Genomic DNA, 20,548 nt, shown 5'->3' with positions numbered 1-20,548 from the left:
ACGGCCGTGTCAGAGACACTCCATCACGAGGCGCAGGCCCGCGAGGCGGTCGTAGAGGCGGCCCTCTCCAAGCTCGACCTCGACACCAAGGCCAGGCTCCTCTCGGGCCAGGACTTCTGGACCCTCCCCGAACTCCCGGAGATCGGGCTGAAGTCCCTGGTGATGTCCGACGGCCCGATCGGCGTCCGCGGAGTGCGCTGGACGGCCGACGACCCCTCGATCGCCCTGCCGTCCCCGACCGCGCTCGCCGCATCCTGGGACCCCGAACTGGCCCGCCGCGCAGGGGTGTTGCTGGCCCAGGAGGCCCGCCGCAAGGGCGTCCACGTCCTCCTCGCGCCGACGGTCAACCTCCACCGCTCGCCCCTGGGTGGCCGCCACTTCGAGTGCTACTCCGAGGACCCGTACCTCACCGGCGAGATCGGCACCGGCTACATCAGGGGCGTCCAGTCCGGCGGCGTGGGCACCACGGTCAAGCACTTCGTCGCCAACGACGCGGAAACCGACCGCTTCACGGTCGACAACATCATCGCCCCGCGCCCGCTGCGCGAGCTCTACCTCGCCCCCTTCGAGGCGATCGTCGCCAACGCCCACCCCTGGGGCATCATGACCGCGTACAACACGGTCAACGGCACGACCATGAGCGAGCACCGCTATCTGGTCAACGAAGTCCTGCGCGGCGAATGGCACTTCGACGGCTTCAACGTCTCGGACTGGACGGCGGCCCGCTCCACCGTCGGCACCATCAAGGGCGGCCTGGACGTCGCGATGCCGGGTCCCGTCACCCCGTACGGCGAACGCCTCGCCGCCGCGGTCCGCGCGGGCGAGGCGGCGGAGGCGGATGTCGACGCGGCCGTACGCAACGTCCTGCGCCTCGCGGCCCGCGTGGGCATCCTGGACGGTGCCGAGCCCGTGGTCCCCGCCGCGGACCTGCCCGCACCCGTGGACGGCGACGCGCTGGCCCGCGAGGTCGCCCGCCGCTCCTTCACGCTCGTACGCAACGAAGCCGGCGCCCTGCCCCTGGACCCCACCGGCCTCCGCTCCCTCGCGCTCATCGGCGCGGCGGCCCGCGACGCCCGGATCCTCGGCGGCGGCTCCGCGACGGTCTTCCCCCACCATGTGACCTCCCCGCTCGACGGGCTGACCGAGTCGCTGGGCGAGGGGGTCGTGACGTACGCCATGGGAGCCGACCCGAGCGGCCAACTGGCAGCGGCGGACAAGGGTTTCACGCTGCACGCGGTCTGCCGTGACGAGACGGGCGCGACGATCGGCGAGTCCTCCGTACCCGGTGGGCGCATCCAGTGGGTCGGCAGCGACCTGCCGGAGGGCGTCACGCACGAGACGCTGCACACCATCGAGATCACGGGCACCTTCACACCGCGCGAGAGCGGCGAGCACACCTTCGGCACGCAGGGCCTGGGCGGCTTCGAACTCGCCGTCGCCGGCAAGGTCCTCTTCACCGGCACGCAGCGCCCTGCCGACGTGTCGGACCCCTTCGCGGCGGTCTTCGGCGCCCCGGTGGAGCGGGCCCGCGTGGTGCTGACGGCGGGCGAACCGGTCGAGGTCACGCTCACCCACACCGTCTACAAGGCGGCGGGCTCGCGCCTCCAGGCCGTCGGCTTCACCTTCATGCACCGCGACCCGCAGCGCGACACGGACGAACTGATCGCCGAGGCGGTGGCGGCGGCGGGCGCGGCGGACGCAGCGGTGGTGGTGGTCGCGACGACGGAGGCGGTGGAGTCGGAGGGCCACGACCGCGCCGACCTGCGGCTGCCGGGCCGCCAGGACGACCTGGTGCGCGCGGTGGCGGCGGCCAACCCGAACACGGTCGTCGTCGTCAACGCGGGCTCCCCGGTGGAGCTTCCGTGGCGCGAGGAGGTGGCGGCGGTGCTGCTGAGCTGGTTCCCCGGCCAGGAGGGCGGGGCCGCGCTGGCGGACGTCCTGCTGGGCACGGAGGAGCCGGGCGGCCGGCTGCCCACGACGTGGCCGGCGGTGTTCGAGGACGCGCCCGTCACCCAGGTGATCCCGACGGACGGAGAACTCCCGTACAACGAGGGCGTGTTCATCGGCTACCGCGCCTGGGACAGGACGGACACGGCACCCGCGTACGGCTTCGGTCATGGCCTGGGCTACACGACCTGGACGTACGAGACGCTGGAGGCGACCGCGACGACGGCGAAGGTCCGCATCCGCAACACGGGTTCGCGACGGGGCCGCGAGGTGGTGCAGGTGTACGTGGCCCCCACCTCCGACACGGCGGAGCGTCCCGCGCGCTGGCTGGCGGGATTCGCGAGCGTGGAGGCGGACCCGGGCGAGTCGGTGGGAACGGAGATCGCGCTGCCGCAGCGGGCGTTCGAGATCTGGGACGAGACGGCCGGCGGCTGGTCGCGGATCGCGGGGGAGTACGAGGTGAGGGTGGCACACGCACTCCACGACGTGCGCCTGACGGCTCGGGTGACGCTCTAACGACCGACCCCCTATCGGGGCTCCGCACCGCCCGCGGCGGAGCCGCGAAGTGTCACAGCGGGAAGGGGCGGGGTGGGGAAGAGCCCCCTTCCCGCCCCTACCGCACCGCGAACCCGTACACCGTCTCCGACCGGAACACCTCACCCACCCGCAGCACCGCACTCGGAAACGCCCCCCGATTCGGCGAATCAGGAAACCGCTGAGTCTCCAGCGCGACACCCGCCCCGGGCCCATACGGCTCACCGTCCAAGTGATCCGCCGTATACACCTGCATCCCCGGCTCACTGGTCGTCACGCTCACCACCCGCCCCGACCCCGCCTCGTACAGCTCGGCAGCAGCCACGCCATCCCCGTCCAGCACAAAGTTGTGGTCGAGCCCGCCCCCCACCTTCCGCGACTCCCGGAAGTCGAACCGCGTCCCCTCCACCGGCGCGAGCTCACCGGTGGGGATCAAGTCCCCGTCCACGGGGGTGACATACGACGCCGCCACCCGCAGCTCGTGCCCGCTCGTGCCCGCCCCGCTCGCCTCGCCCGCCAGGTTCCAGTACGTGTGATTGGTCAGACTCACCACGGTCGCCGCATCGGTCCGCGCCTCGTACGCGATGCGCAGCGCACCGCCCTCATCCACCACATACGTCACCGACACCTCGAGCCGCCCGGGGAAACCCTCCTCCCCGTCAGGGCTGACCCGCGAGAGCCGCACCCCCGCGCCGCCCTCGACCGCCTCCGCGTCCCACACGTACTTGTCGAACCCCCGCACACCCCCGTGCAGACAGTTCGGCCCGTTGTTGCGGGCCAGCGCATACGTCCGCCCGTCCAGCTCGAACTCCCCGCCCGCGATCCGGTTCGCATACCGCCCCACGAGCGCCCCGAAGTACGGCGCGGGGTTGCGCACATACCCCTCCACGTCCGCGAACCCCAGCACCACATTGGCCACCGCCCCGTCCCGGTCGGGCACTTCCACCGACTGGACGATCCCGCCGTACGTCAGGACCCGAACCCGCGTCCCACCGCGCTCCAGCGTCCAGCGGTGGACCGGCGTACCGTCGTCGAGGCGACCAAAATTCTCCATGATCGAACATTACGCGGGCGGTTCGGCCGCCGTGACATTGCGGTAGGCGATCTCGGCCAGCCGTCCCTGTCCGTTCTTGCTCGGATGGAACCAGTCCCAGTGGCTCAACTGGTCACCGCTGAACCGGAACCCGAAGACCGCCCCGCCGTCGTACCGGCACCGCTTGTCCTTCGCGCACACGTCCCGCAGCACCGTGTTGTACGCGACGACCCGGTCCTGCACCTCCGCACGCCGCTGCACCGCGCCCGCGTCCATCGCGTCGGCGTCCCCCAGCATCGACGCGCAGATCCCCAGCTTCCAGATCTGCTTGCCCAGCGGATTGCCGCGCCCCTCCGACCAGAGCCGCTTGAGATCCGGCAGGCTCGCCACGTACACCTGCGTCTTCGGCAGCTCGCGGCGCACCTCGCGCATGGCCGTCTCGAACGAGGCGCGAAATTCCGCCACCGGAGTCATGTACGAAGCCGAGTCCCGGCAGGCGTCGTTGGAGCCCGCGAGCACGGTGATCAACTCGGGCTTCTTCCGCACCGCCTGCCCGACCTGATCGGGCAGATCCTCCATCCGTGCCCCGCTCTTCGCGAAGTTCCAGCTGCCGCGCGCCCCGAGCCGCTCGGCAAGGGAGCGCACATCGGTGTCCGTGCCCGTGGACCACGACACCTCCGGGCAGTCGGAAAGCACCGTGCAGGCGTCAAAACCGCGGGTGATGGAGTCGCCGACCGCCGCGACGGACGTCGGCGAGCGGTCCCAGACGGGGGTGGGTTTCGGTTTCGGACGCGGGGCGGCGGAGGTGTGCTTGGCACCGTCGGAGGGTCCGGAGTCGCAGCCGGCCAGTGCGCCCAGAGGCAGAAGAAGGGCCGCCGTCCATGCGACGGCGGCTCTGCGGCCGTGGCGCCCCCGGGTGCTCTTCCGAAACCTTTCCCGCATCCTTTGACCCCCTCCGAGTGGCGGTATCGCGCGTCCTGTCGAGTGAACGGCGGGTGCTTCCAGGTCCCCTGACCGACAGTACGTCACACCTCGGACGCCGACGCGCGGTAGCTTTTCCCCACCGAAGCAGAGGCATCTTCGTTCACATACTGTCCCATTTCTGGCGCGCTGGAGGTCCCGGTGGCGACACGTGGAGTCCTGTACGTACATTCCGCACCACGCGCACTCTGTCCGCATATCGAGTGGGCCGTGGCCGGAATTCTCGGTGTACGGGCCAATCTCGACTGGGTGCGGCAGCCCGCGTCCCCCGGCACCTGGAGAGCGGAGCTCTCCTGGCAGGGCCAGATCGGCACGGCCTCCAAGATGGCCTCCGCCCTGCGCGGCTGGGATCTCCTGCGCTTCGAGGTGACGTCCGAGCCCTGCCCCACCGCCGAGGGCGAGCGCTACAGTTCCACCCCCGCACTGGGGATCTTCCACGCCGTCACCGGCATCCACGGCGACATCCTGGTCCCCGAGGACCGGCTGCGCGCGGCGATGGCCCGCGCAGGCCGTGGCGAGTCGGAGCTGGAGACGGAGCTCGCCGGACTGCTCGGCAAGCCGTGGGACGACGAGCTGGAACCGTTCAGACACGCGGGCGAGGGCGCCCCGGTCCGCTGGCTCCACCAAGTCGTATGACGTCGGTAGCGGTCCTCGGCACGGGCATCATGGGCGCGGCCATGGCCCGCAACCTCTGCCGCGCCCCCGGCCTGGACGTCACGGTCTGGAACCGCACCCGCGCCAGGGCGGAACCCCTCGCGGCAGAGGGCGCCCGGATCGCCGCGACGCCCGCCGACGCGGTGTCGGGCGCGGACGTGATCCTGACGATGCTGTACGACGGCGACGCGACCCTGGACACGATGCGCGAGGCCGCGCCCTCGGCGTCCCCCGGCGCGGTCTGGCTCCAGTCGACCACCGCAGGTGTGGAACTGCTGCCCGCCCTGGCCGAGTTGGCCGCCGCGCACGGACTCCTCTTCGTGGACGCCCCGGTCCTGGGCACCAGAGCCCCCGCCGAGAACGGACAGCTCACGGTTCTCGCCGCGGGCCCCGAGGAGGCGCGCACGAGCCTGGAGCCGGTGCTCGCCGCGGTCGGACAGCGCACGATGTGGGTCGCCGACGACGGCACGACGGGCGCGGCCACCCGCCTCAAACTGGTCTGCAACAGCTGGGTCCTGACGCTCACGCAGGGCGTGGCGGAGGCGCTGTCCCTGGCCCAGGGCCTGGAGGTGGACGCGGAGTCCTTCCTGTCCGCGGTCGCGGGCGGTCCCCTGGACTGCGGCTATCTGCAAGCGAAGTCGAAGGCGATCCTGACGGACGACTACACGCCCAGCTTCGCGGTCACCACGGCGGCCAAGGACGCGCGCCTGATCGTGGAGGCGGCGGAATCGGCGGGCCTCCGCCTGGACGTGGCGGCGGCGGGCGCGGAGCGCTTCCGCCGGGCGGAGGAACAGGGCCACGGCGAGGACGACATGGCGGCAACGTACTTCGCCAGCTTCCCGGCCTGAACCACGCCCCGCGTGCGAGCTGACGCCGGCACGCGGCGAGGCCCGTCCCTCCTGACCAGGAGGGACGGGCCTCGGCCACGTACAGGCGCGTGATCAGACCGAACGGAACGCCAGCACCACGTTGTGGCCGCCGAATCCGAAGGAGTTGTTGATCGCCGCGATCGTGCCCTCGGGCAGCGGCCGCGGGTCGTTGCGCACGACGTCCGCGTCGACCTCCTCGTCGAGGTCGTCGACGTTGATGGTCGGCGGCGCCGTGCGGTGGTACAGCGCGAGGACCGTCGCGACGGTCTCGATGCCCCCGGCGCCACCCAGCAGGTGACCGGTCATCGACTTCGTCGCGGAGACCGCGACGTGCTCCAGGTCGTCGCCGAGCACCTTGCGCAGAGCCTTGATCTCGGCGACGTCACCCTGCGGGGTGGACGTGGCATGCGCGTTCAGGTGGACGATCTCCGACGGCTTGAGGCCGGTGGAGTCGAGCAGCTGCTGCAGGGCAGCGGCGATGCCGCGACCCGTCGGCTCGGGCTGCGCGATGTGGTGGGCGTCCGAGGACAGGCCCTGGCCCACGGCCTCGCAGTAGACCTTCGCGCCACGAGCCGCGGCGTGCTCCGCCGACTCCAGGACGACGATGCCGGCGCCCTCGCCGAGGACGAAGCCGTCACGGGCCTTGTCGTACGGGCGCGAGGCCTTCGTCGGCTCGTCGTTGTTCTTCGACATCGCCATCATGTTGGCGAAGGCCGCGATGGGCAGCGGGTGGATGGTCGCCTCGGCGCCACCGGCGACGACGACGTCGGCGCGGCCCGAGCGGATCATCTCGATCGCGTACCCGACCGCCTCGGCGCCGGACGCACACGCGCTGACCAGGGAGTGCACGCCCGCCTGGGCGCCCACCTCCAGGCCGACGTTGGCGGACGGGCCGTTGGGCATGAGCATGGGCACGGTGTGCGGGGAGACGCGGCGTACGCCCTTCTCCTTGAGCACGTCGTACTGGTCGAGCAGGGTGGTGATGCCGCCGATGCCGGAGGAGACGACCGCGCCGAGCCGCTCGGGCTCGATCTGCGTCTCGTCCTCGCCGGCCTTGCCGGTGAAGCCGGCGTCCGCCCACGCCTCGCGGGCCGCGATCAGCGCGAACTGCGCCGAGCGGTCCAGCTTGCGGGCGAGCGGGCGGGGCAGCACGTCATTGGGGTCGACTGCGGCGGGGGCGGCGATACGGACCGGGAGTTCGGCGAAGCGCTCGCCCTCGAGGGGCTTCACGCCTGACCGGCCGGCCAGCAGACCTTCCCAGGTCGATGCGCTGTCGCCACCCAGCGGTGTGGTTGCGCCGATACCGGTGACGACCACGGTGCGATTGGTCGAGCTCACTGGAATTTCTTCTCCACGTGTAGAGGGATCGAATTCACGGCGCCACCGCGGGGTGGCGTCAGCCGCGGGGCCTGGATCAGGCCTGGTGGTTGGCGATGTAGCTCGCGGCGTCGCCGACCGTCTTGAGGTTCTTGACGTCCTCGTCGGGGATCTTGACGTCGAAGCGCTCTTCGGCGGCGACGACGACCTCGACCATGGAGAGCGAGTCGACGTCCAGGTCGTCGGTGAAGGACTTGTCCAGCTGGACGTCCTCGACCGGGATACCGGCGATCTCGTTCACGATCTCGGCGAGACCGGCAACGATCTCTTCCTGAGTGGCGGCCATGATGGCGCTCCTTCGATGTTCGTATACGGGGGTGAAACGGGGTCTGGCTGCACCGACCGGAGGTCCGGACGGTGCCTAGGGGAGGGTAACGACCGTCGCGGCGTAGACGAGACCCGCCCCGAAGCCGATGACGAGCGCGGTGTCGCCGCTCTTCGCCTGTCCGGTCGCCAGGAGCCGCTCCATTGCGAGCGGGATCGAGGCGGCCGAGGTGTTGCCGGTGGTCTCCACGTCACGGGCGACCGTGACGTGCTCCGGCAGCTTCAGAGTCTTCACCATCGAGTCGATGATCCGCATGTTGGCCTGGTGCGGAATGAAGACGTCCAGGTCGTCCGCGGTGATTCCGGCCGCGTCCAGCGCCTGCTGGGCGACCTTCGCCATCTCGAACACGGCCCAGCGGAACACCGCCTGGCCCTCCTGCGTGATCGCAGGGAACTTGATGTGGCCCTCGCTGTCGAGCGGCAGCTCGTTGACGTCGCCGATGTGGAAACGGTCCCACGAAACGGTCTGCTTGATCGTCTCGGCCTTGTCGCCCTCGGAACCCCACACGGTGGGGCCTATGCGCGGCTCCTGGGCGGGGCCCACGACGACCGCACCGGCACCGTCGCCGAAGAGGAACGCCGTGGAACGGTCGGAGAGGTCGGTCAGGTCGGAGAGCCGCTCCACGCCGATGACCAGGACGTACTCCGCACTGCCCTCGACGATCATGCCCTTGGCGAGGGTGAGTCCGTAACCGAAGCCCGCGCAGCCCGCCGAGATGTCGAAGGCGGCGGCCTTGGCGGTGCCGAGCTTGTCGGCGATCTCGGTCGCGATGGCCGGGGTCTGCTTGAAGTGCGAGACGGTCGACACGACGACCGCGCCGATCTGCTCGGCGGCGATGCCGGCGTCGGCGATCGCCTTTCCGGACGCCTCGATCGACATCATCGCCACGGTCTCCTCGGGGGAGGCCCAGTGGCGGCTCGCGATGCCGGAGCGGGAGCGGATCCACTCGTCGGAGGAGTCGATCGTCTCGAGGATCACCTCGTTGGGCACCACACGGGTCGGACGGTAACCGCCGACACCCATGATCCGCGCGTACGGGGCGCCCTGGCTGGGCTTGATCTTCGCCATGCTCTTCCTGGCTCCTTAGGCGGCGGCGTGCTCTGCGATGAGCTCGCGAGCAGCGTCCAGATCGTCGGGTGTCTTCAGCGCGAGGGTCTTCACACCGGGCATGGCGCGCTTGGCGAGGCCGGTGAGCGTGCCGCCGGGGCAGACCTCGAGAAGCGCGGTCGCGCCGAGCGACGTGAAGGTCTCCATGCACAGGTCCCAGCGGACCGGATTGGCGACCTGGCCGACCAGGCGCGAGATGACCTCGGCGCCGGTGGGGACCGCCGAGCCGTCCTTGTTCGAGATGTACGTGAGCTTCGGGTCGGCGACGGTGAGGTCCTGCGCCGCCTTGCCGAGCTCCGCCACGGCCGGGGCCATGTGGTGCGTGTGGAAGGCGCCGGCGACCTGCAGCGGGATGACCCGGCGGGTGCCTTCGGGCTTGTCCGCGACCAGAGCCTCGATCTGCTCGATGGTCCCGGCGGCCACGATCTGGCCCGCACCGTTCACATTGGCCGCGGTCAGGCCCAGCTTCTCCAGGTGCGGCAGGACGGACTCGGGGTCGCCGCCGAGCAGCGCCGCCATGCCCGTCTTCGTCACCGCGGCCGCCTCGGCCATCGCCAGGCCGCGACCGCGGACGAGCTTCAGGGCGGCGGTGTCGTCCAGTACGCCTGCGAAGGCGGCGGCGGTGATCTCACCGACGCTGTGGCCCGCGACGGCGCCGGGACGGGCGTCACCGAGGGCGGAGGCCGAGAGGAGACCAGCGGCGACCAGCAGGGGCTGGGCGACGGAGGTGTCGCGGATGGCGTCCGCGTCGGCCTTGGTGCCGTAGTGGGCAAGGTCGAGCCCGATGGCGTCGGACCACGCGGCGATGCGGTCGGCGGCGCCGGGGAGGTCGAGCCAGGGAGTCAGGAAGCCGGGCGTCTGAGCGCCTTGGCCGGGAGCGACGAGTACGAGCACCCTCACACTCTCTCTTGTGGACGGCTCCGGATGCCCGTGGGGACAGGGACGAAGAACCGTCGGGGTAATTGTTGGTGTTCGACAAAAGTCTAGAGCTGCGAATCTCCGTCGGCCAGACGCCCCAGGATGAGAGCGATACGAAGCGTGAAGGCCGAGCGCACATCCGAGGGCGACCAGCCGGTGACGTCTGTCACACGTCGCAGCCGGTAGCGCACGGTGTTGGGGTGGACGAAGAGCATCCTGGCCGCACCTTCGAGGCTGCTCGCCTGCTCCAGATAGACGCTCAGCGTCTCCAGGAGCGCGGAGCCCGCTTCCTCCAGCGGTCTGTAGATCTCCTCCACCAGCTGGTCCCGCGCGGCCGGGTCGGAGGCGATCGCCCGCTCCGGAAGCAGATCGTCCGCGAGAACGGGCCGCGGCGCGTCCTGCCAGGCCGAACACGCCTTGAGTCCGGCGGCCGCGGCCTGCGCGGACTTCGTGGCGGCCAGCAGATCGGGGACGACGGGTCCGGCGACCACCGGACCGGCCGCGTACGGGCCGATGAGGGCCTTGGCGACCTGCAGCGGATTGTCGCTGCCGCCCGCGATGACGACGAGACGGTCGCCCAGGACCCCGGTGAGGACCTGGAGCTTGGCGTGCCGGGCGGCCCGGCGGATCGCCTCGACGGTCAGCTCGCTGTCGCCGTTGGGGGCGGTGCCGAGGATCACGCAGACATGCTCGGGGGAGTTCCACCCCAGAGCCGCCGCGCGCGAGACGGCGCCCTCGTCCGCCTCGCCCGAAAGGACGGCGTTGACCACGAGGGATTCGAGCCGCGCGTCCCAGGCGCCACGGGCCTCGGCGGCCTGGGCGTACACCTGGGCCGTCGCGAAGGCGATCTCCCGTGCGTACACGAGCAGCGCCTCGCGCAGGATCGACTCGTCGCCGGGTGCGGCGACCTCCTCGATCGCGGTCTCCATGACCTCGATGGTGGTGCGCACCATCTCGACGGTCTGGCGCAGCGTGATCGCCCGGGTCAGCTCGCGGGGCGCGGTGCCGAAGACATCGGTGGAGATGGCCTGCGGGGTCTCGGGGTGGCGGAACCACTCGGTGAACGCGGCGATGCCCGCCTGGGCGACCAGACCGATCCAGGAGCGGTTCTCCGGGGGCATGGCCCGGTACCACGGCAGCGTCTCGTCCATGCGGGCGATCGCATGGGCGGCGAGCCGGCCGGAGGACTGCTCCAGCCGCTTCAGGGTCGCGGCATGCGGGTGCGGGGCGGTGGCTGCGGGTTCGGGCACGGGACAAGACTGCCTTATCGGGACGGGGGCGTGCCCGGCCGGGGCTACGGTGGGCTACGTGATTTCAGTTCGGCGCTCCGGCGACCGGTTCATCGGGGGCGACCCCGCGGCCGGTATCGAGTCCCACCACGCCTTCTCCTTCGGCACCTTCTACGACCCCGACAATCTGCGCTTCGGCCCGGTCCTGGCCTGCAACGAGGAGCGCCTGGCGCCCGGTGCGGGCTTCGACGAACACCCGCACAGCCACACCGAGATCATCACGTGGGTCGTCGAGGGCGAGCTCACGCACCGCGACTCGGCGGGCCACGCGACGGTCGTACGGGCCGGAGACGTCCAGCGCCTCTCCTCGGCGGGCGGGGTCCGCCACGAGGAGCGCAACGAGGGCGCGGACCCGCTGACCTTCATCCAGATGTGGCTGACACCGCTGGAGCCCGGCGGCGATCCTTCGTACGAGATCGTCCACGGCATCGCGGACTCCACTCCGTACGCGGTGCTCGCGGCCGGCGCCCTGCTCTACGTACGGCGCCTCGTGGCGGGCGAGCGCACGGCGGTCCCGGACGCCCCGGGGGTGTATCTCCATGTCGTACGGGGCGAAGTGGCGCTCGGCGGCGAGGAGTTGGGCCCGGGCGACTCGGCCCGCATCACCAAGGCGGAGGGCCTCGACCTGGTCGCGTCCTCGCCCGCCGAGGTCCTGATGTGGGACCTCAACTCCGCCTGAGCACCCGGAGGAGCAGAGCGGCACCGATCAGGACCATGCCGAACCAGATGACGCTGGTGACACCGACGTGGTCGACGAGCAGCCCGCCGAAGAGTGCTCCGAGTGCGATCGAGGTGTTGTACGCCATGGTGTTGAGCGACATCGCGGCTTCGAAGGTGTCGGGCGCGGAGGCGAGCGTCATGTTGACCTGGGCCAACTGCACCGTGCCGAAGGAGAGTCCCCAGATGACCAGTGCGACGACCACGCCGACTTCCGCGTCACCGGCCGTACGCAGCAGGAGCAGTGCCACGAGAAGGCCTGCGGCACCGACGGCGAAGGTGCCGCGCAGGCTTTTGTTCACCGTGTAGCCGGCGACGAAGTTCCCGAGGGCGCCGCCCACACCGAAAACGATCAGCACCACGGTGATGAAGCCGGGTGTGGCGGATGCGTGGTCCTCCAGGAAAGGGCGCACGAACGTGTAGGCGCCGAAGTGGCCGAGCACGAAGCAGACGACGACGATCAACACCGTCCGAAGCTTCGCGTTCTTGAGCGGGAGCTCGAAGACCTCCCTGACCGACACCGTGTTCTCGGACGTCAGGGACGGCACGAGGGAGGCGACCGCGAAGAACACCAGCACACTGACCCCGGCCCAGATCGCGAACGTGGTGCGCCAGCTGGTGTGTGCCTCCACGAGGGTCCCCAAGGGAATCCCCACCACGGTGGCGATGGAGATGCCGGACATCACCACGGCGGCCGCCCGGTTCGCGTGATGTTCCGGAACGATGCGCATCGCCATGCTCACGCCGATGGCCCAGAAGGCGCCGCTGGCGAATCCCATGCAGAGCCGGGTCGCCAGGATGAGCGAATAGCTCGGTGATACGGCGGTGAGGAGGTTTCCCAGCGCCAGCACCGCGAGCAGCGCGGACAGCAGGGTTCGGCGGTTGATGCGCCTGGTCCACGCCACGATGAACGGCACGCCGAGGCCGGCCGCGACACCCTGCGCCGTGACCATGAGCCCGGCGACGCCCACGGAGATGTCGAGGCTCCGGCTCAGCGGAGTGAGCAGACCTACAGGCATCAGCTCGGTGGTGAGGAAGATGAACAGACTTGCGGTGATCGCGGCGACGCCCAGCCATGCCTTCAGGGGCGAGGGCACGTGCTTTTCGGGTGGCGCCTGTGTTTCTTGTGCGGTCATTTCTTCGCTCCCCATATTTCGGCCATGGATCTTGTCTCGATTTCGGTGTGCGGTGCGGTTGGTCGGAGTTGCGCGAGGACCACGGAAAGGAGAATCACCAGGACGCCGGTCAGCTGAAGCGCTGAGAATTCCTCGCCCGCGAAAGCGATTCCCAGCACGGATGCGACGACCGGGCTGACCAGCGCGAGAAAGGAGACGGCCAGGGCCGGAAGCTTCTCGATTCCGCGGAACCAGATCGCGTAACTGATGACAGCGCCGAGGGAAATGAGATAGGCGAACCCGAAGAGGTTGGTTGCCGTGAGGGAATCCGGCAGACCTTCGACGGACAGCGTGAAGGGCAGGGAGACGAGTCCGCCCGCCGTCAACTGCCAACCGGTGAAGGCGAGCAGACCCGCCCCCTCGGGGCGCCCCCACCGCTTGGTGAAGGTGATGCCGGTGGCCATGCAGGCCGCGCCGCCCAGCGCCGCGGCCACGCCGACGGGATCCAGCGCCGACGACCCGTTGAGTACGAGCAGGGCGACACCGGCCGCGCCGAGGGCGCACGCCACCACATGGACGGCACGAATCGGATCGCCGATGATCAGCGCCGCCAGAATCAGCACGATCATCGGCTGGACCGTCATGGTCATCGCTGCGACACCGCCCGGCAGGCGATAGGCCGCGACGAACAACAGGAGGTTGAATGCACCGATGTTGAGCATGCCGAGTACAAGCGACCGCCAGATCCATACGCCTCGTGGCAGTACGCGGGAGAAGAGCAGCAGAATCAGGCTGGCGGGAAGTGCCCGGACGGTGGTGGCAAGAAGCGGACGATCCGGTGGCAGGAATTCGGCGGTCACCAGATAGGTGCTTCCCCAGATCGCCGGCGCGAGAGCCGTCACGCCTGAGGCGAGGAGGAGTGGTCGGCCGTCTCTCATGCGCCACTCGGAGAGGAAAGTGAGGGTTCGTCAGAAACCTTCTGTGATACCGGAATTGGCATGTCCGAATTCTTGCCCTGCGGCCATCAATGAGTCCAACGCATATTTGTCATCTCATTAATCGTGATGCACGATGGATCCATGGATCTCCAGCAGATGCGCTACGTCGTCGCCGTTGCCGAGACCAGCAACTTCACCCGCGCCGCCGAACGCTGCCTCGTGGTCCAGTCCGCCCTCAGCCACCAGATCGCCCGTCTGGAACGGGAACTGGGCGCGAAGCTCTTCGAGCGGACCACCCGCCGGGTGCGGCTGACCCCGGCCGGTGCGGCGTTCCTTCCCGCGGCCCGGCAGTGCCTGGAGGCCGCCGAGCGCGCGGTCGTCGATGTCGCCGCCGCCGTCGGCGAGGTGCGGGGACGCCTTTCCGTCGGCCTGATCCCCTCCGTCGCCGCCGTCGACATCCCCGGCGCGCTCCGCGCGTTCCGCGAGAGTCACCCCGAGGTGCGCATCAGCCTGCGGGTCGGCGGGAGCGACGATCTCATCGAGCAGGTCAAGGAAGGGGTCATCGAAGTGGCCTTCCTGGGGCTGCCGACCACGGCACGGCCCGAAGGCGTCGCCGGGCGTGAACTCGCCCGTGACCGACTCGTCGCCGTGGTCGCGCCGGACCATCCGCTGGCCGACGCGTCATCGGTCGACCTGCGCAGGCTCTCCACGGAGGTGTTCGTGGACCTGCCGGCCAAGACCGCCGGACGTGTCCAGTCCGACCTGGCCTTCTCGGCCGCCGGCCTCAGCCGCGACGTGGCCTTCGAGGTGACCAACGCCGACTTCCTGGCCCGCCTGGTCGAACAGGGGCTCGGCGTGGCGATGCTTCCGTCCGCCTATGCGGCTCACCTCGCCGGCGTGACCACCATCGAGGTCACCGACGCGCCGGTCCGCGTCGAGCACATCATCTGGAGCCGCTCAGGCTGTACGCCCGCGGCGGCCGCCTTCCTCGCCCTCCTCGGCATCCCGGGCGCGCGTGCCCCGCAGTAAGGACCGGTACGCCCCGGATCAGTGCGGGGAACGGAGCTCCGCGAGGACCGCGTCCGTCAGCGCCGGCCAGACCTCGACCGCCCACGGGCCGAAGGCGCGGTCGGTCAGTGCGATGCAGGCCGCGCCCGCGTCCGGGTCGACCCACAGGAACGTGCCCGTCTGCCCGAAGTGGCCGAAGGTGCGCGGCGACGATGAACTGCCCGTCCAGTGCGGGGACTTGGCCGAGCGGATCTCGAAGCCCAGGCCCCAGTCGTTGGGATTCTGCAGGCCGTAGCCGGGCAGGACGCCCTTGAGGCCGGGGTAGGCGACGGACGTGGCCTCGGCGACCGTACGAGGGTCGAGCAGCCGGGGGGACTGCAGCTCGGCGGCGAAACGGACCAGGTCGTCCACCGTGGAGACGCCGTCCTTCGCGGGGGATCCGTCCAGCGCCGTCGCCGTCATGCCGAGCGGCTCCAGGACCGCCTGGTGGAGGTAGTCGGCGAAGGGGATGTCGGTGGCCTTGGCGATGTGGTCGCCGAGCGCCTCGAAGCCGGCGTTGGAGTAGATGCGGCGCTCGCCGGGGGCGGCCATCACGCGCGGTTCGTCGAAGGCGAGGCCGCTGGTGTGGGCGAGCAGGTGGCGTACGGTCGCACCCTCGGGTCCGGCCGGCTCGTCGAACTCGATCGCGCCCTCTTCGTACGCCACCAGCGCGGCATAGGCGGCGAGCGGCTTGGTGACCGAGGCGAGGGGGAAGCGGTGCGCGGTGGGGCCGTGCGCGCCCGCGAGGCTCCCGTCCGCTCGTACGACGGCGGCCGCCACGGTCTCGACGGGCCAGTTCTCGATCATCGCCAGGCTCTCCATGCGTACGAGAGTAGGCCGGGGCGAAAGTTCTCTCCGAATTCGCTTGCTTGGAGTGCGCTCTAAGGAATTAGCGTTGGGGGTGTCGCGAGGACGAAGGAGCTGGGACCGCATGACCGTGCTGGAGACCGCACCCGCAGCCGTATCCACCAAGGCGGACACCTGTGCCTCGGCGCCCGACGCGCATCCCCGACCGGAGGGCCAGGACCGGTACACGATCAGCGAGGTCGTCGCCTGGACCGGGCTGACCGCGCACACGCTGCGCTGGTACGAGCGGATCGGGCTGATGTCGGACGTCGACCGCTCGCACACCGGGCAGCGCCGCTTCACCAACCGCGACCTGGACTGGCTCGCCTTCGTCGGCAAGCTGCGGCTGACCGGGATGCCGGTCGCGGACATGGTCCGCTACGCCGAGCTCGTACGGGCGGGCGAGCACACCTTCGAGGCACGCCAGGAGCTCCTGGAGCAGACCCGGCGGGATGTGCGCACGCGCATCGCCGAACTTCAGGACACGCTCGGCGTTCTCGACTTCAAGATCGATTTCTATGCGAGCGCCCACCGGGCGCAAGAGGGGTACTGAACAGCATGGGCACGCAGAGCACGGAGAAGATCGCACGCGTCACGCTCGGCACGGGAGGCCCGGAGGTCGGTGTCCAGGGCTTCGGCGCGATGGGCATCAGCGAGTTCTACGGGGAGACCGACGACGCGACCGCCCGGGACACCCTGGAGGCCACCGTCGAGGCCGGTGTCACGCTCATCGACACCGCCGACGTGTACGGCCGCGGCGCCAACGAGACGTTCCTCGCGCCCTTCGTCGCCGCGCACCGGGACGAGATCACGCTCGCCACCAAGTTCGCCATCGAGCGCACCGACGACCCGCAGTACCGGGGTGTGCGCAACGATCCGGCGTACGTCAGGGAGGCCGTCGAGGGATCGCTGCGGCGGCTCGGCGTCGACGTCATCGACCTGTACTACATGCACCGGCGCGACCCGCAGGTGCCGCTGGCCGAGTCGGTCGGCGCGATGGCCGAGCTCGTGGCGGAGGGCAAGGTCAAGCACCTCGGTCTGAGCGAGGTGACCGGGGCGGAGCTGCGAGAGGCGTACGCGGTGCACCCGATCGCCGCCCTGCAGTCGGAATGGTCGCTGTTCTCGCGTGACGTGGAGGTCAGCGCGGTGGGCGCGGCGGCCGAGCTGGGGGTCGCCTTCGTGCCGTACTCCCCGCTGGGGCGCGGCTTCCTCACGGGCGCCTTCGCGGACGCCGGCAAGGACCTTGCCGGGGGCGACTTCCGGAAGTTCCAGCCGCGCTTCAGCGGCGACAACGCCAAGACGAACGCGGCCCTCCTGGAGCCCGTCCACAAGATCGCCGCCGCGCACGGTGCGACCGCGGCGCAGGTCGCGCTGGCGTGGGTGCAGCAGCGCGCCGAGGTGCACGGGCTGACCGCCGTCGTACCGATCCCCGGGACGCGCAAGCGCAACCGCCTCCTGGAGAACACCGGGGCGACCCGCCTCACGCTCTCCGCCGAGGAGCTGGCGCTCCTGGAGCCGATCGCGGGACAGGTCGCGGGCGACCGCTACCCGGACATGTCGTCGACGTCGGCGGCCCGCGAGTAGAACCTGGGCACTCACGCCAGTCCCAGCGCGAAGACCCCGAAGCCCGCCGCGAGCAGACCCACCACTGCCCGGCGGGCTTTCGACGCCTTCGTCCAGGGGGACTCGAAGACCCGGGTGAAGCGGGCGGTCACGGCCAGGATCACGGCGAAGGCCGGCAGCCAGGCGAGCCGCTCGAGGATCCAGGCGACCGTGTCGGGGGCGGTGGTCAGTCCGGGTACGTGGCCGAGGAACGAGGCGGGGACGGCGGCGGCCAGCATCGCGAGCTGGTGCCAGCACAGGATCGTCATCGCGGAGAGGTTGACGATGACGACGGGCGCCCAGAAGGCGGGCCGCTTCAGGAACGTGGCGATCTTGTCGCGCAGGAGGATCGCCGCTCCGGACTGGGCGGCGGCGAGCGCCAGTACCAGCAGCGACGGCGGGTGGGAGTTGGTGCGGATCTCGCCGGGGACGCCCACCATCGACGCCGGGTAGTGGAAGAGGGTCAGCAGCGCCACGAAGAGCGCGGTGCCGGCTGCGAGCAGGAAGGCCCCGCCACGCCTGGAGATCTTCTTCTCGCCCCAGGAGACGCCGAGTTGGTACGCGAAGAGCCAGCCCGGGAGGATGTTGATCAGCGACAGCCAGGACGGCATCGCGTCGGCGAAGGGCCCGTAGCGGAGGAAGTCGACGCCGGCGACCACCGCGAGGAGCGGTGCGGCGGCCCAGGCGCCGAGCCTGCGGGCGGCGCGGATGCAGTACGGGGTCAGGGCGGTGACGGCCGCGTACACGCCGACGAACCAGAGTGGCTGGACGACCAGGGTCGCCCCGGTGTGCAGGGTGGTGCCGGGCACCCCGAGTGCGTACAGGACCGGGAACATCGCCGCACAGACGGCGGTGACACCGAGGACCGGGCGGCCGAGGCGGGCCAGACGGCCCTTGAGCCACTGGGCTGTGGTGCCGGTGTGGCGGCGGAAGGACAGCACGGAGGCGTAGCCGCCGACCAGGAAGAAGATCCCCAGCATCTGCAGCACCCAGCTGAGCGGTGCGAAGAAGCCGAAGGAGGAGAGCGGGCTGGCGTTGTGGAGCGCGCCGGAGCCGTCGAGGGTGAAGCCGCCGAGCAGCCAGTGGCCGACCGGGACGGCGAGCAGCGCCAGGGCGCGCAGGCCGTCGATGGCGCGGTCGCGGTGGGCGGGGGTGCGGTCCTCGATCTTCTGGACCGTTTTGGTGAGTGCGGCGCGCATCAGATCTCCCCGAGTGCGATGGAGGCGAAGGTGCGCAGGGACTCGGTGCCGGGGGTGTAGTAGCCGGTGTGCCCCTTGGCGTCGCGCGCCGGGACGATACGGGCGCCGAAGGAGGGGTCGGTCGGGTCCTCGCCGTGACCGAGGCCTGCGAAGCGGACGTTCGGTACGTCGTCGATCCAGTCGCCGGGGTCCTTGGCCGCCCAGACGCGGGCGTCGGTGTGCAGGTCGGCGGCGGTGTCGGCGTGCATGCCGGGGGATCCGGTGACGACGAGGTCGGCGGCGTACGGGGTGTCGCGGGCGGCGAGGCCGCAGACGACGGAGCCGTAGCTGTGGCAGAAGAGGACGGGCTCGGCGGCGCCGGTGGCTTCGAGCCCCTCGGTGAGGCGGGTCAGCCGGGGTGCTCCCGCTTCGGCGAGGTCCGAGGTGGCGGCATCGAGGCCGATGCCGACGGGGGTGGTGTAGCCGGCCCAGGCGATGACGGCGGTGCGGTCGTCCGTGGCGGCGCGGAGGTTCTTGGCCATGGTGGCGGTGGCGGCGAAGTGCCCGGCGTCGGTGTCGGAACCGGGGACGACGACGGAGACGTGCTCGGTGGCGGCCAAGTCGCCGTACACCTCGGCGACTTGACCTCGGCCGCGGGGGTCGAAGGCGAGGATCTGGTGACCGGGGGCGGCCAGGTCCTCGTACTCCTTGCCCGCCTGCTGGAGGGCGAGGTGGTTGGCCTCGTAGCGCAGGGATACGGGGGCGCCGTCGAGGTTGCCGACGACGAGGGGGTGGCGGTGGGCGAGCTGCTGCTGCTGTCTTCCGGTCAATGTGCCGAAGAAATGGGCGACTTGGTCGGGTGTGGAGGCGGACGGGTCCGGCAGCTCCCGCCCGAGGGAGTCGTCGGCGAGCCAGGCGGCGGAGCCGGGAGGCGGCCCGGTGACCGCCAGCTGCGTATCGGCCGATGCCCAGCCCGCGGTGCCGGCGACGACGGTGGTGATGAGTGCGGCGGTGAACAGGGTCCGGTGGTAGCGGCTCATGTGCCGTCTCCCTCATCCGTGGCGGTTGCTGACGGAGAGGAAGGTAGGAAGAGGGTGGGGGGCGGGGCGTCACACCGGGGGGCCAAGTCGGGGGTGCTACTGGGGTAGGGGGTGGGGTGGCTTTCCCCGACCCGCCCCTTCCCGAACCGGGGCTGCGCCCCGGACCCCCGGGCCCCGGTGTGCGGGGGCTTCGCCCCCTGCGCCCCCGTACGCGGCCTTCGGCCACGTGTCCTCAATCGCCGGACGGGCTGGATTTTGCTGACACCGGCTCACAGGTGCGAAAAATCAAGCCCCTCCGGCGATTGAGGAGCGGGGCCCGGGGGCTCTGCCCCCGGTTTCGGGAAGGGGCGGGGTGGGGGAAAAAGAGCCCCCGGCTACGAACCCGGGGCCACCAGCCCCGACTCGTACGCGAAGATCACCGCCTGCGCCCGGTCCCGCAGATCCAGCTTCGCCAGCACCCGCCCGATATGCGTCTTCACGGTCTGCTCCGCCAGCACCAGCTCCCCCGCGATCTCCTGATTCGAAAGCCCCTTCGCGATGAGCTCCAAGACCTCCGTCTCGCGCGGCGTCAGCCCGTTCAGCCGCAGCGCGGGCCTGGCTCCGCAGCACCGGCCGCTGCGCCGCGAAGTCCGCGATGAGCCGCCGCGTCACCGACGGCGCGAGCAGCGCGTCGCCCGCCGCCACCACCCGTACCGCCGCGATCAGATCCGCGGGCGGCGCGTCCTTCAGCAGGAAGCCGGACGCGCCCGCGCGCAGCGCCTCGTACACATAGTCGTCCACGTCGAACGTCGTCAGCATCAGCACCTTCGGCCGGTGCACGACCCCCGCCGGCGGGTCCAGGATCGCGCGCGCCGCCGCAAGCCCGTCCATCTCCGGCATGCGTACGTCCATGAGCACCACGTCCGGATGCGTGGACCGCGCCACCGCCACCCCCTCCCGCCCGTCGGGCGCCTCGCCCACCACGTCGATGTCGGCCTGCGCGGCGAGCAGCGCGGCGAAACCGGCGCGCACCATCGCCTGGTCGTCCACGA

The 20,548-nt window shown here is 70.8% G+C and carries 19 protein-coding genes and 1 pseudogene; 7 read left to right on the top strand and 13 right to left on the bottom strand.

Annotated elements, in window-relative coordinates:
* Positions 1-6 precede the first annotated feature (6 nt).
* Positions 7-2,463: a glycoside hydrolase family 3 C-terminal domain-containing protein gene (locus AB0H78_RS36125; RefSeq protein ID WP_363239061.1), complete on the top strand. Its 2,457-nt coding sequence runs from the start codon at positions 7-9 to the stop codon at positions 2,461-2,463.
* Positions 2,464-2,560: 97 nt separating this feature from the next.
* Here AB0H78_RS36125 and AB0H78_RS36120 read toward each other — a convergent pair whose 3' ends face one another.
* Together AB0H78_RS36120 and AB0H78_RS36115 are read right to left on the bottom strand one after the other, a co-directional pair.
* Positions 2,561-3,538, bottom strand: a complete 978-nt coding sequence (locus tag AB0H78_RS36120) for an aldose epimerase family protein (protein WP_363239107.1) — start codon at positions 3,536-3,538, stop codon at positions 2,561-2,563.
* 6 nt (positions 3,539-3,544) lie between these two features.
* On the bottom strand, positions 3,545-4,456 hold the full coding sequence (locus tag AB0H78_RS36115) for an SGNH/GDSL hydrolase family protein (RefSeq protein ID WP_363239060.1): 912 nt from the start codon (positions 4,454-4,456) through the stop codon (positions 3,545-3,547).
* 180 nt (positions 4,457-4,636) lie between these two features.
* Here AB0H78_RS36115 and AB0H78_RS36110 point away from each other — a divergent pair, with 180 nt between their 5' ends.
* Positions 4,637-5,131, top strand: a complete 495-nt coding sequence (locus tag AB0H78_RS36110) for a DUF3145 domain-containing protein (RefSeq protein ID WP_363239059.1) — start codon at positions 4,637-4,639, stop codon at positions 5,129-5,131.
* On the top strand, positions 5,128-5,997 hold the full coding sequence (locus AB0H78_RS36105; protein WP_363239058.1) for an NAD(P)-dependent oxidoreductase: 870 nt from the start codon (positions 5,128-5,130) through the stop codon (positions 5,995-5,997). The genes AB0H78_RS36110 and AB0H78_RS36105 overlap by 4 nt, the downstream gene beginning before the upstream one ends.
* A 93-nt stretch (positions 5,998-6,090) precedes the next feature.
* Here the strand turns inward: AB0H78_RS36105 and fabF are convergent, their stop codons facing one another.
* The 5 genes from fabF to AB0H78_RS36080 all read right to left on the bottom strand — a co-directional run bounded on the left by fabF (position 6,091) and on the right by AB0H78_RS36080 (position 10,995).
* Positions 6,091-7,356, bottom strand: coding sequence for a beta-ketoacyl-ACP synthase II (gene fabF, locus AB0H78_RS36100; RefSeq protein WP_363239057.1), 1,266 nt, complete (start codon positions 7,354-7,356; stop codon positions 6,091-6,093).
* A gap of 76 nt (positions 7,357-7,432) precedes the next feature.
* Complete coding sequence (locus tag AB0H78_RS36095; RefSeq protein ID WP_206958848.1) at positions 7,433-7,681, bottom strand: acyl carrier protein; 249 nt, start codon at positions 7,679-7,681, stop codon at positions 7,433-7,435.
* Between the two features lie 75 nt (positions 7,682-7,756).
* Positions 7,757-8,788, bottom strand: a complete 1,032-nt coding sequence (locus AB0H78_RS36090) for a ketoacyl-ACP synthase III (RefSeq protein ID WP_363239056.1) — start codon at positions 8,786-8,788, stop codon at positions 7,757-7,759.
* A gap of 15 nt (positions 8,789-8,803) precedes the next feature.
* Positions 8,804-9,721: an ACP S-malonyltransferase gene (locus tag AB0H78_RS36085; protein ID WP_363239055.1), complete on the bottom strand. Its 918-nt coding sequence runs from the start codon at positions 9,719-9,721 to the stop codon at positions 8,804-8,806.
* 89 nt (positions 9,722-9,810) lie between these two features.
* Positions 9,811-10,995 (bottom strand): helix-turn-helix domain-containing protein, encoded by a 1,185-nt coding sequence (locus tag AB0H78_RS36080; RefSeq protein WP_363239054.1) that lies wholly within the window; start codon positions 10,993-10,995, stop codon positions 9,811-9,813.
* A gap of 58 nt (positions 10,996-11,053) precedes the next feature.
* Between AB0H78_RS36080 and AB0H78_RS36075 the strand changes: the two genes are divergently transcribed.
* Positions 11,054-11,713 carry a pirin family protein gene (locus AB0H78_RS36075; RefSeq protein WP_363239053.1) on the top strand — a complete coding sequence of 220 codons (660 nt, stop codon included), beginning with the start codon at positions 11,054-11,056 and terminating at the stop codon, positions 11,711-11,713.
* On the opposite strand, the gene AB0H78_RS36070 is transcribed toward AB0H78_RS36075, so the two are convergent.
* Together AB0H78_RS36070 and AB0H78_RS36065 are read right to left on the bottom strand one after the other, a co-directional pair.
* Positions 11,700-12,887, bottom strand: coding sequence for an MFS transporter (locus tag AB0H78_RS36070; protein ID WP_363239052.1), 1,188 nt, complete (start codon positions 12,885-12,887; stop codon positions 11,700-11,702). The two genes, AB0H78_RS36075 and AB0H78_RS36070, sit on opposite strands and share 14 nt — an antisense overlap.
* Positions 12,884-13,804, bottom strand: a complete 921-nt coding sequence (locus AB0H78_RS36065) for an EamA family transporter (RefSeq protein WP_363239051.1) — start codon at positions 13,802-13,804, stop codon at positions 12,884-12,886. The genes AB0H78_RS36070 and AB0H78_RS36065 overlap by 4 nt, the downstream gene beginning before the upstream one ends.
* Before the next feature lie 141 nt (positions 13,805-13,945).
* Between AB0H78_RS36065 and AB0H78_RS36060 the strand changes: the two genes are divergently transcribed.
* Positions 13,946-14,833, top strand: coding sequence for a LysR family transcriptional regulator (locus AB0H78_RS36060; protein ID WP_363239050.1), 888 nt, complete (start codon positions 13,946-13,948; stop codon positions 14,831-14,833).
* 18 nt (positions 14,834-14,851) lie between these two features.
* Here AB0H78_RS36060 and AB0H78_RS36055 read toward each other — a convergent pair whose 3' ends face one another.
* Entirely contained in the window at positions 14,852-15,673 is an 822-nt protein-coding gene (locus AB0H78_RS36055) for a serine hydrolase domain-containing protein (RefSeq protein ID WP_363239049.1), read from the bottom strand.
* A gap of 109 nt (positions 15,674-15,782) precedes the next feature.
* On the opposite strand from AB0H78_RS36055, the gene AB0H78_RS36050 reads away from it, so the two are divergent.
* Both AB0H78_RS36050 and AB0H78_RS36045 read left to right on the top strand, forming a co-directional pair.
* Complete coding sequence (locus AB0H78_RS36050; RefSeq protein ID WP_363239048.1) at positions 15,783-16,250, top strand: MerR family transcriptional regulator; 468 nt, start codon at positions 15,783-15,785, stop codon at positions 16,248-16,250.
* Between the two features lie 5 nt (positions 16,251-16,255).
* Positions 16,256-17,281: an aldo/keto reductase gene (locus tag AB0H78_RS36045; RefSeq protein ID WP_363239047.1), complete on the top strand. Its 1,026-nt coding sequence runs from the start codon at positions 16,256-16,258 to the stop codon at positions 17,279-17,281.
* Between the two features lie 11 nt (positions 17,282-17,292).
* On the opposite strand, the gene AB0H78_RS36040 is transcribed toward AB0H78_RS36045, so the two are convergent.
* From AB0H78_RS36040 to AB0H78_RS36030, 3 genes and pseudogenes are all read right to left on the bottom strand, one after another.
* Positions 17,293-18,498, bottom strand: coding sequence for an acyltransferase (locus AB0H78_RS36040; protein ID WP_363239046.1), 1,206 nt, complete (start codon positions 18,496-18,498; stop codon positions 17,293-17,295).
* Positions 18,498-19,517, bottom strand: coding sequence for an alpha/beta hydrolase (locus AB0H78_RS36035; RefSeq protein WP_363239045.1), 1,020 nt, complete (start codon positions 19,515-19,517; stop codon positions 18,498-18,500). The genes AB0H78_RS36040 and AB0H78_RS36035 overlap by 1 nt, the downstream gene beginning before the upstream one ends.
* A 374-nt stretch (positions 19,518-19,891) precedes the next feature.
* Positions 19,892-20,531, bottom strand: a pseudogene (locus AB0H78_RS36030) (response regulator transcription factor).
* Positions 20,532-20,548: the final 17 nt, after the last annotated feature.

It is taken from the genome of Streptomyces sp. NPDC050738 (assembly GCF_040654175.1).
Classification (GTDB): Bacteria; Actinomycetota; Actinomycetes; order Streptomycetales; family Streptomycetaceae; genus Streptomyces.
This window is presented reverse-complemented; position numbering and strand designations above follow the sequence as displayed.

Excerpts from the sequence above, each read along its gene's own strand:
- AB0H78_RS36115 (WP_363239060.1), bottom strand. The coding sequence starts at position 4,456 with ATGCGGGAAAGGTTTCGGAAGAGCACCCGGGGGCGCCACGGCCGCAGA.
- AB0H78_RS36105 (WP_363239058.1), top strand. The coding sequence starts at position 5,128 with ATGACGTCGGTAGCGGTCCTCGGCACGGGCATCATGGGCGCGGCCATG.
- AB0H78_RS36095 (WP_206958848.1), bottom strand. The coding sequence starts at position 7,681 with ATGGCCGCCACTCAGGAAGAGATCGTTGCCGGTCTCGCCGAGATCGTG.
- AB0H78_RS36090 (WP_363239056.1), bottom strand. The coding sequence starts at position 8,788 with ATGGCGAAGATCAAGCCCAGCCAGGGCGCCCCGTACGCGCGGATCATG.
- AB0H78_RS36070 (WP_363239052.1), bottom strand. The coding sequence starts at position 12,887 with ATGACCGCACAAGAAACACAGGCGCCACCCGAAAAGCACGTGCCCTCG.
- AB0H78_RS36065 (WP_363239051.1), bottom strand. The coding sequence starts at position 13,804 with ATGAGAGACGGCCGACCACTCCTCCTCGCCTCAGGCGTGACGGCTCTC.
- AB0H78_RS36060 (WP_363239050.1), top strand. The coding sequence starts at position 13,946 with ATGGATCTCCAGCAGATGCGCTACGTCGTCGCCGTTGCCGAGACCAGC.
- AB0H78_RS36055 (WP_363239049.1), bottom strand. The coding sequence starts at position 15,673 with ATGGAGAGCCTGGCGATGATCGAGAACTGGCCCGTCGAGACCGTGGCG.
- AB0H78_RS36050 (WP_363239048.1), top strand. The coding sequence starts at position 15,783 with ATGACCGTGCTGGAGACCGCACCCGCAGCCGTATCCACCAAGGCGGAC.
- AB0H78_RS36045 (WP_363239047.1), top strand. The coding sequence starts at position 16,256 with ATGGGCACGCAGAGCACGGAGAAGATCGCACGCGTCACGCTCGGCACG.
- AB0H78_RS36040 (WP_363239046.1), bottom strand. The coding sequence starts at position 18,498 with ATGCGCGCCGCACTCACCAAAACGGTCCAGAAGATCGAGGACCGCACC.
- AB0H78_RS36035 (WP_363239045.1), bottom strand. The coding sequence starts at position 19,517 with ATGAGCCGCTACCACCGGACCCTGTTCACCGCCGCACTCATCACCACC.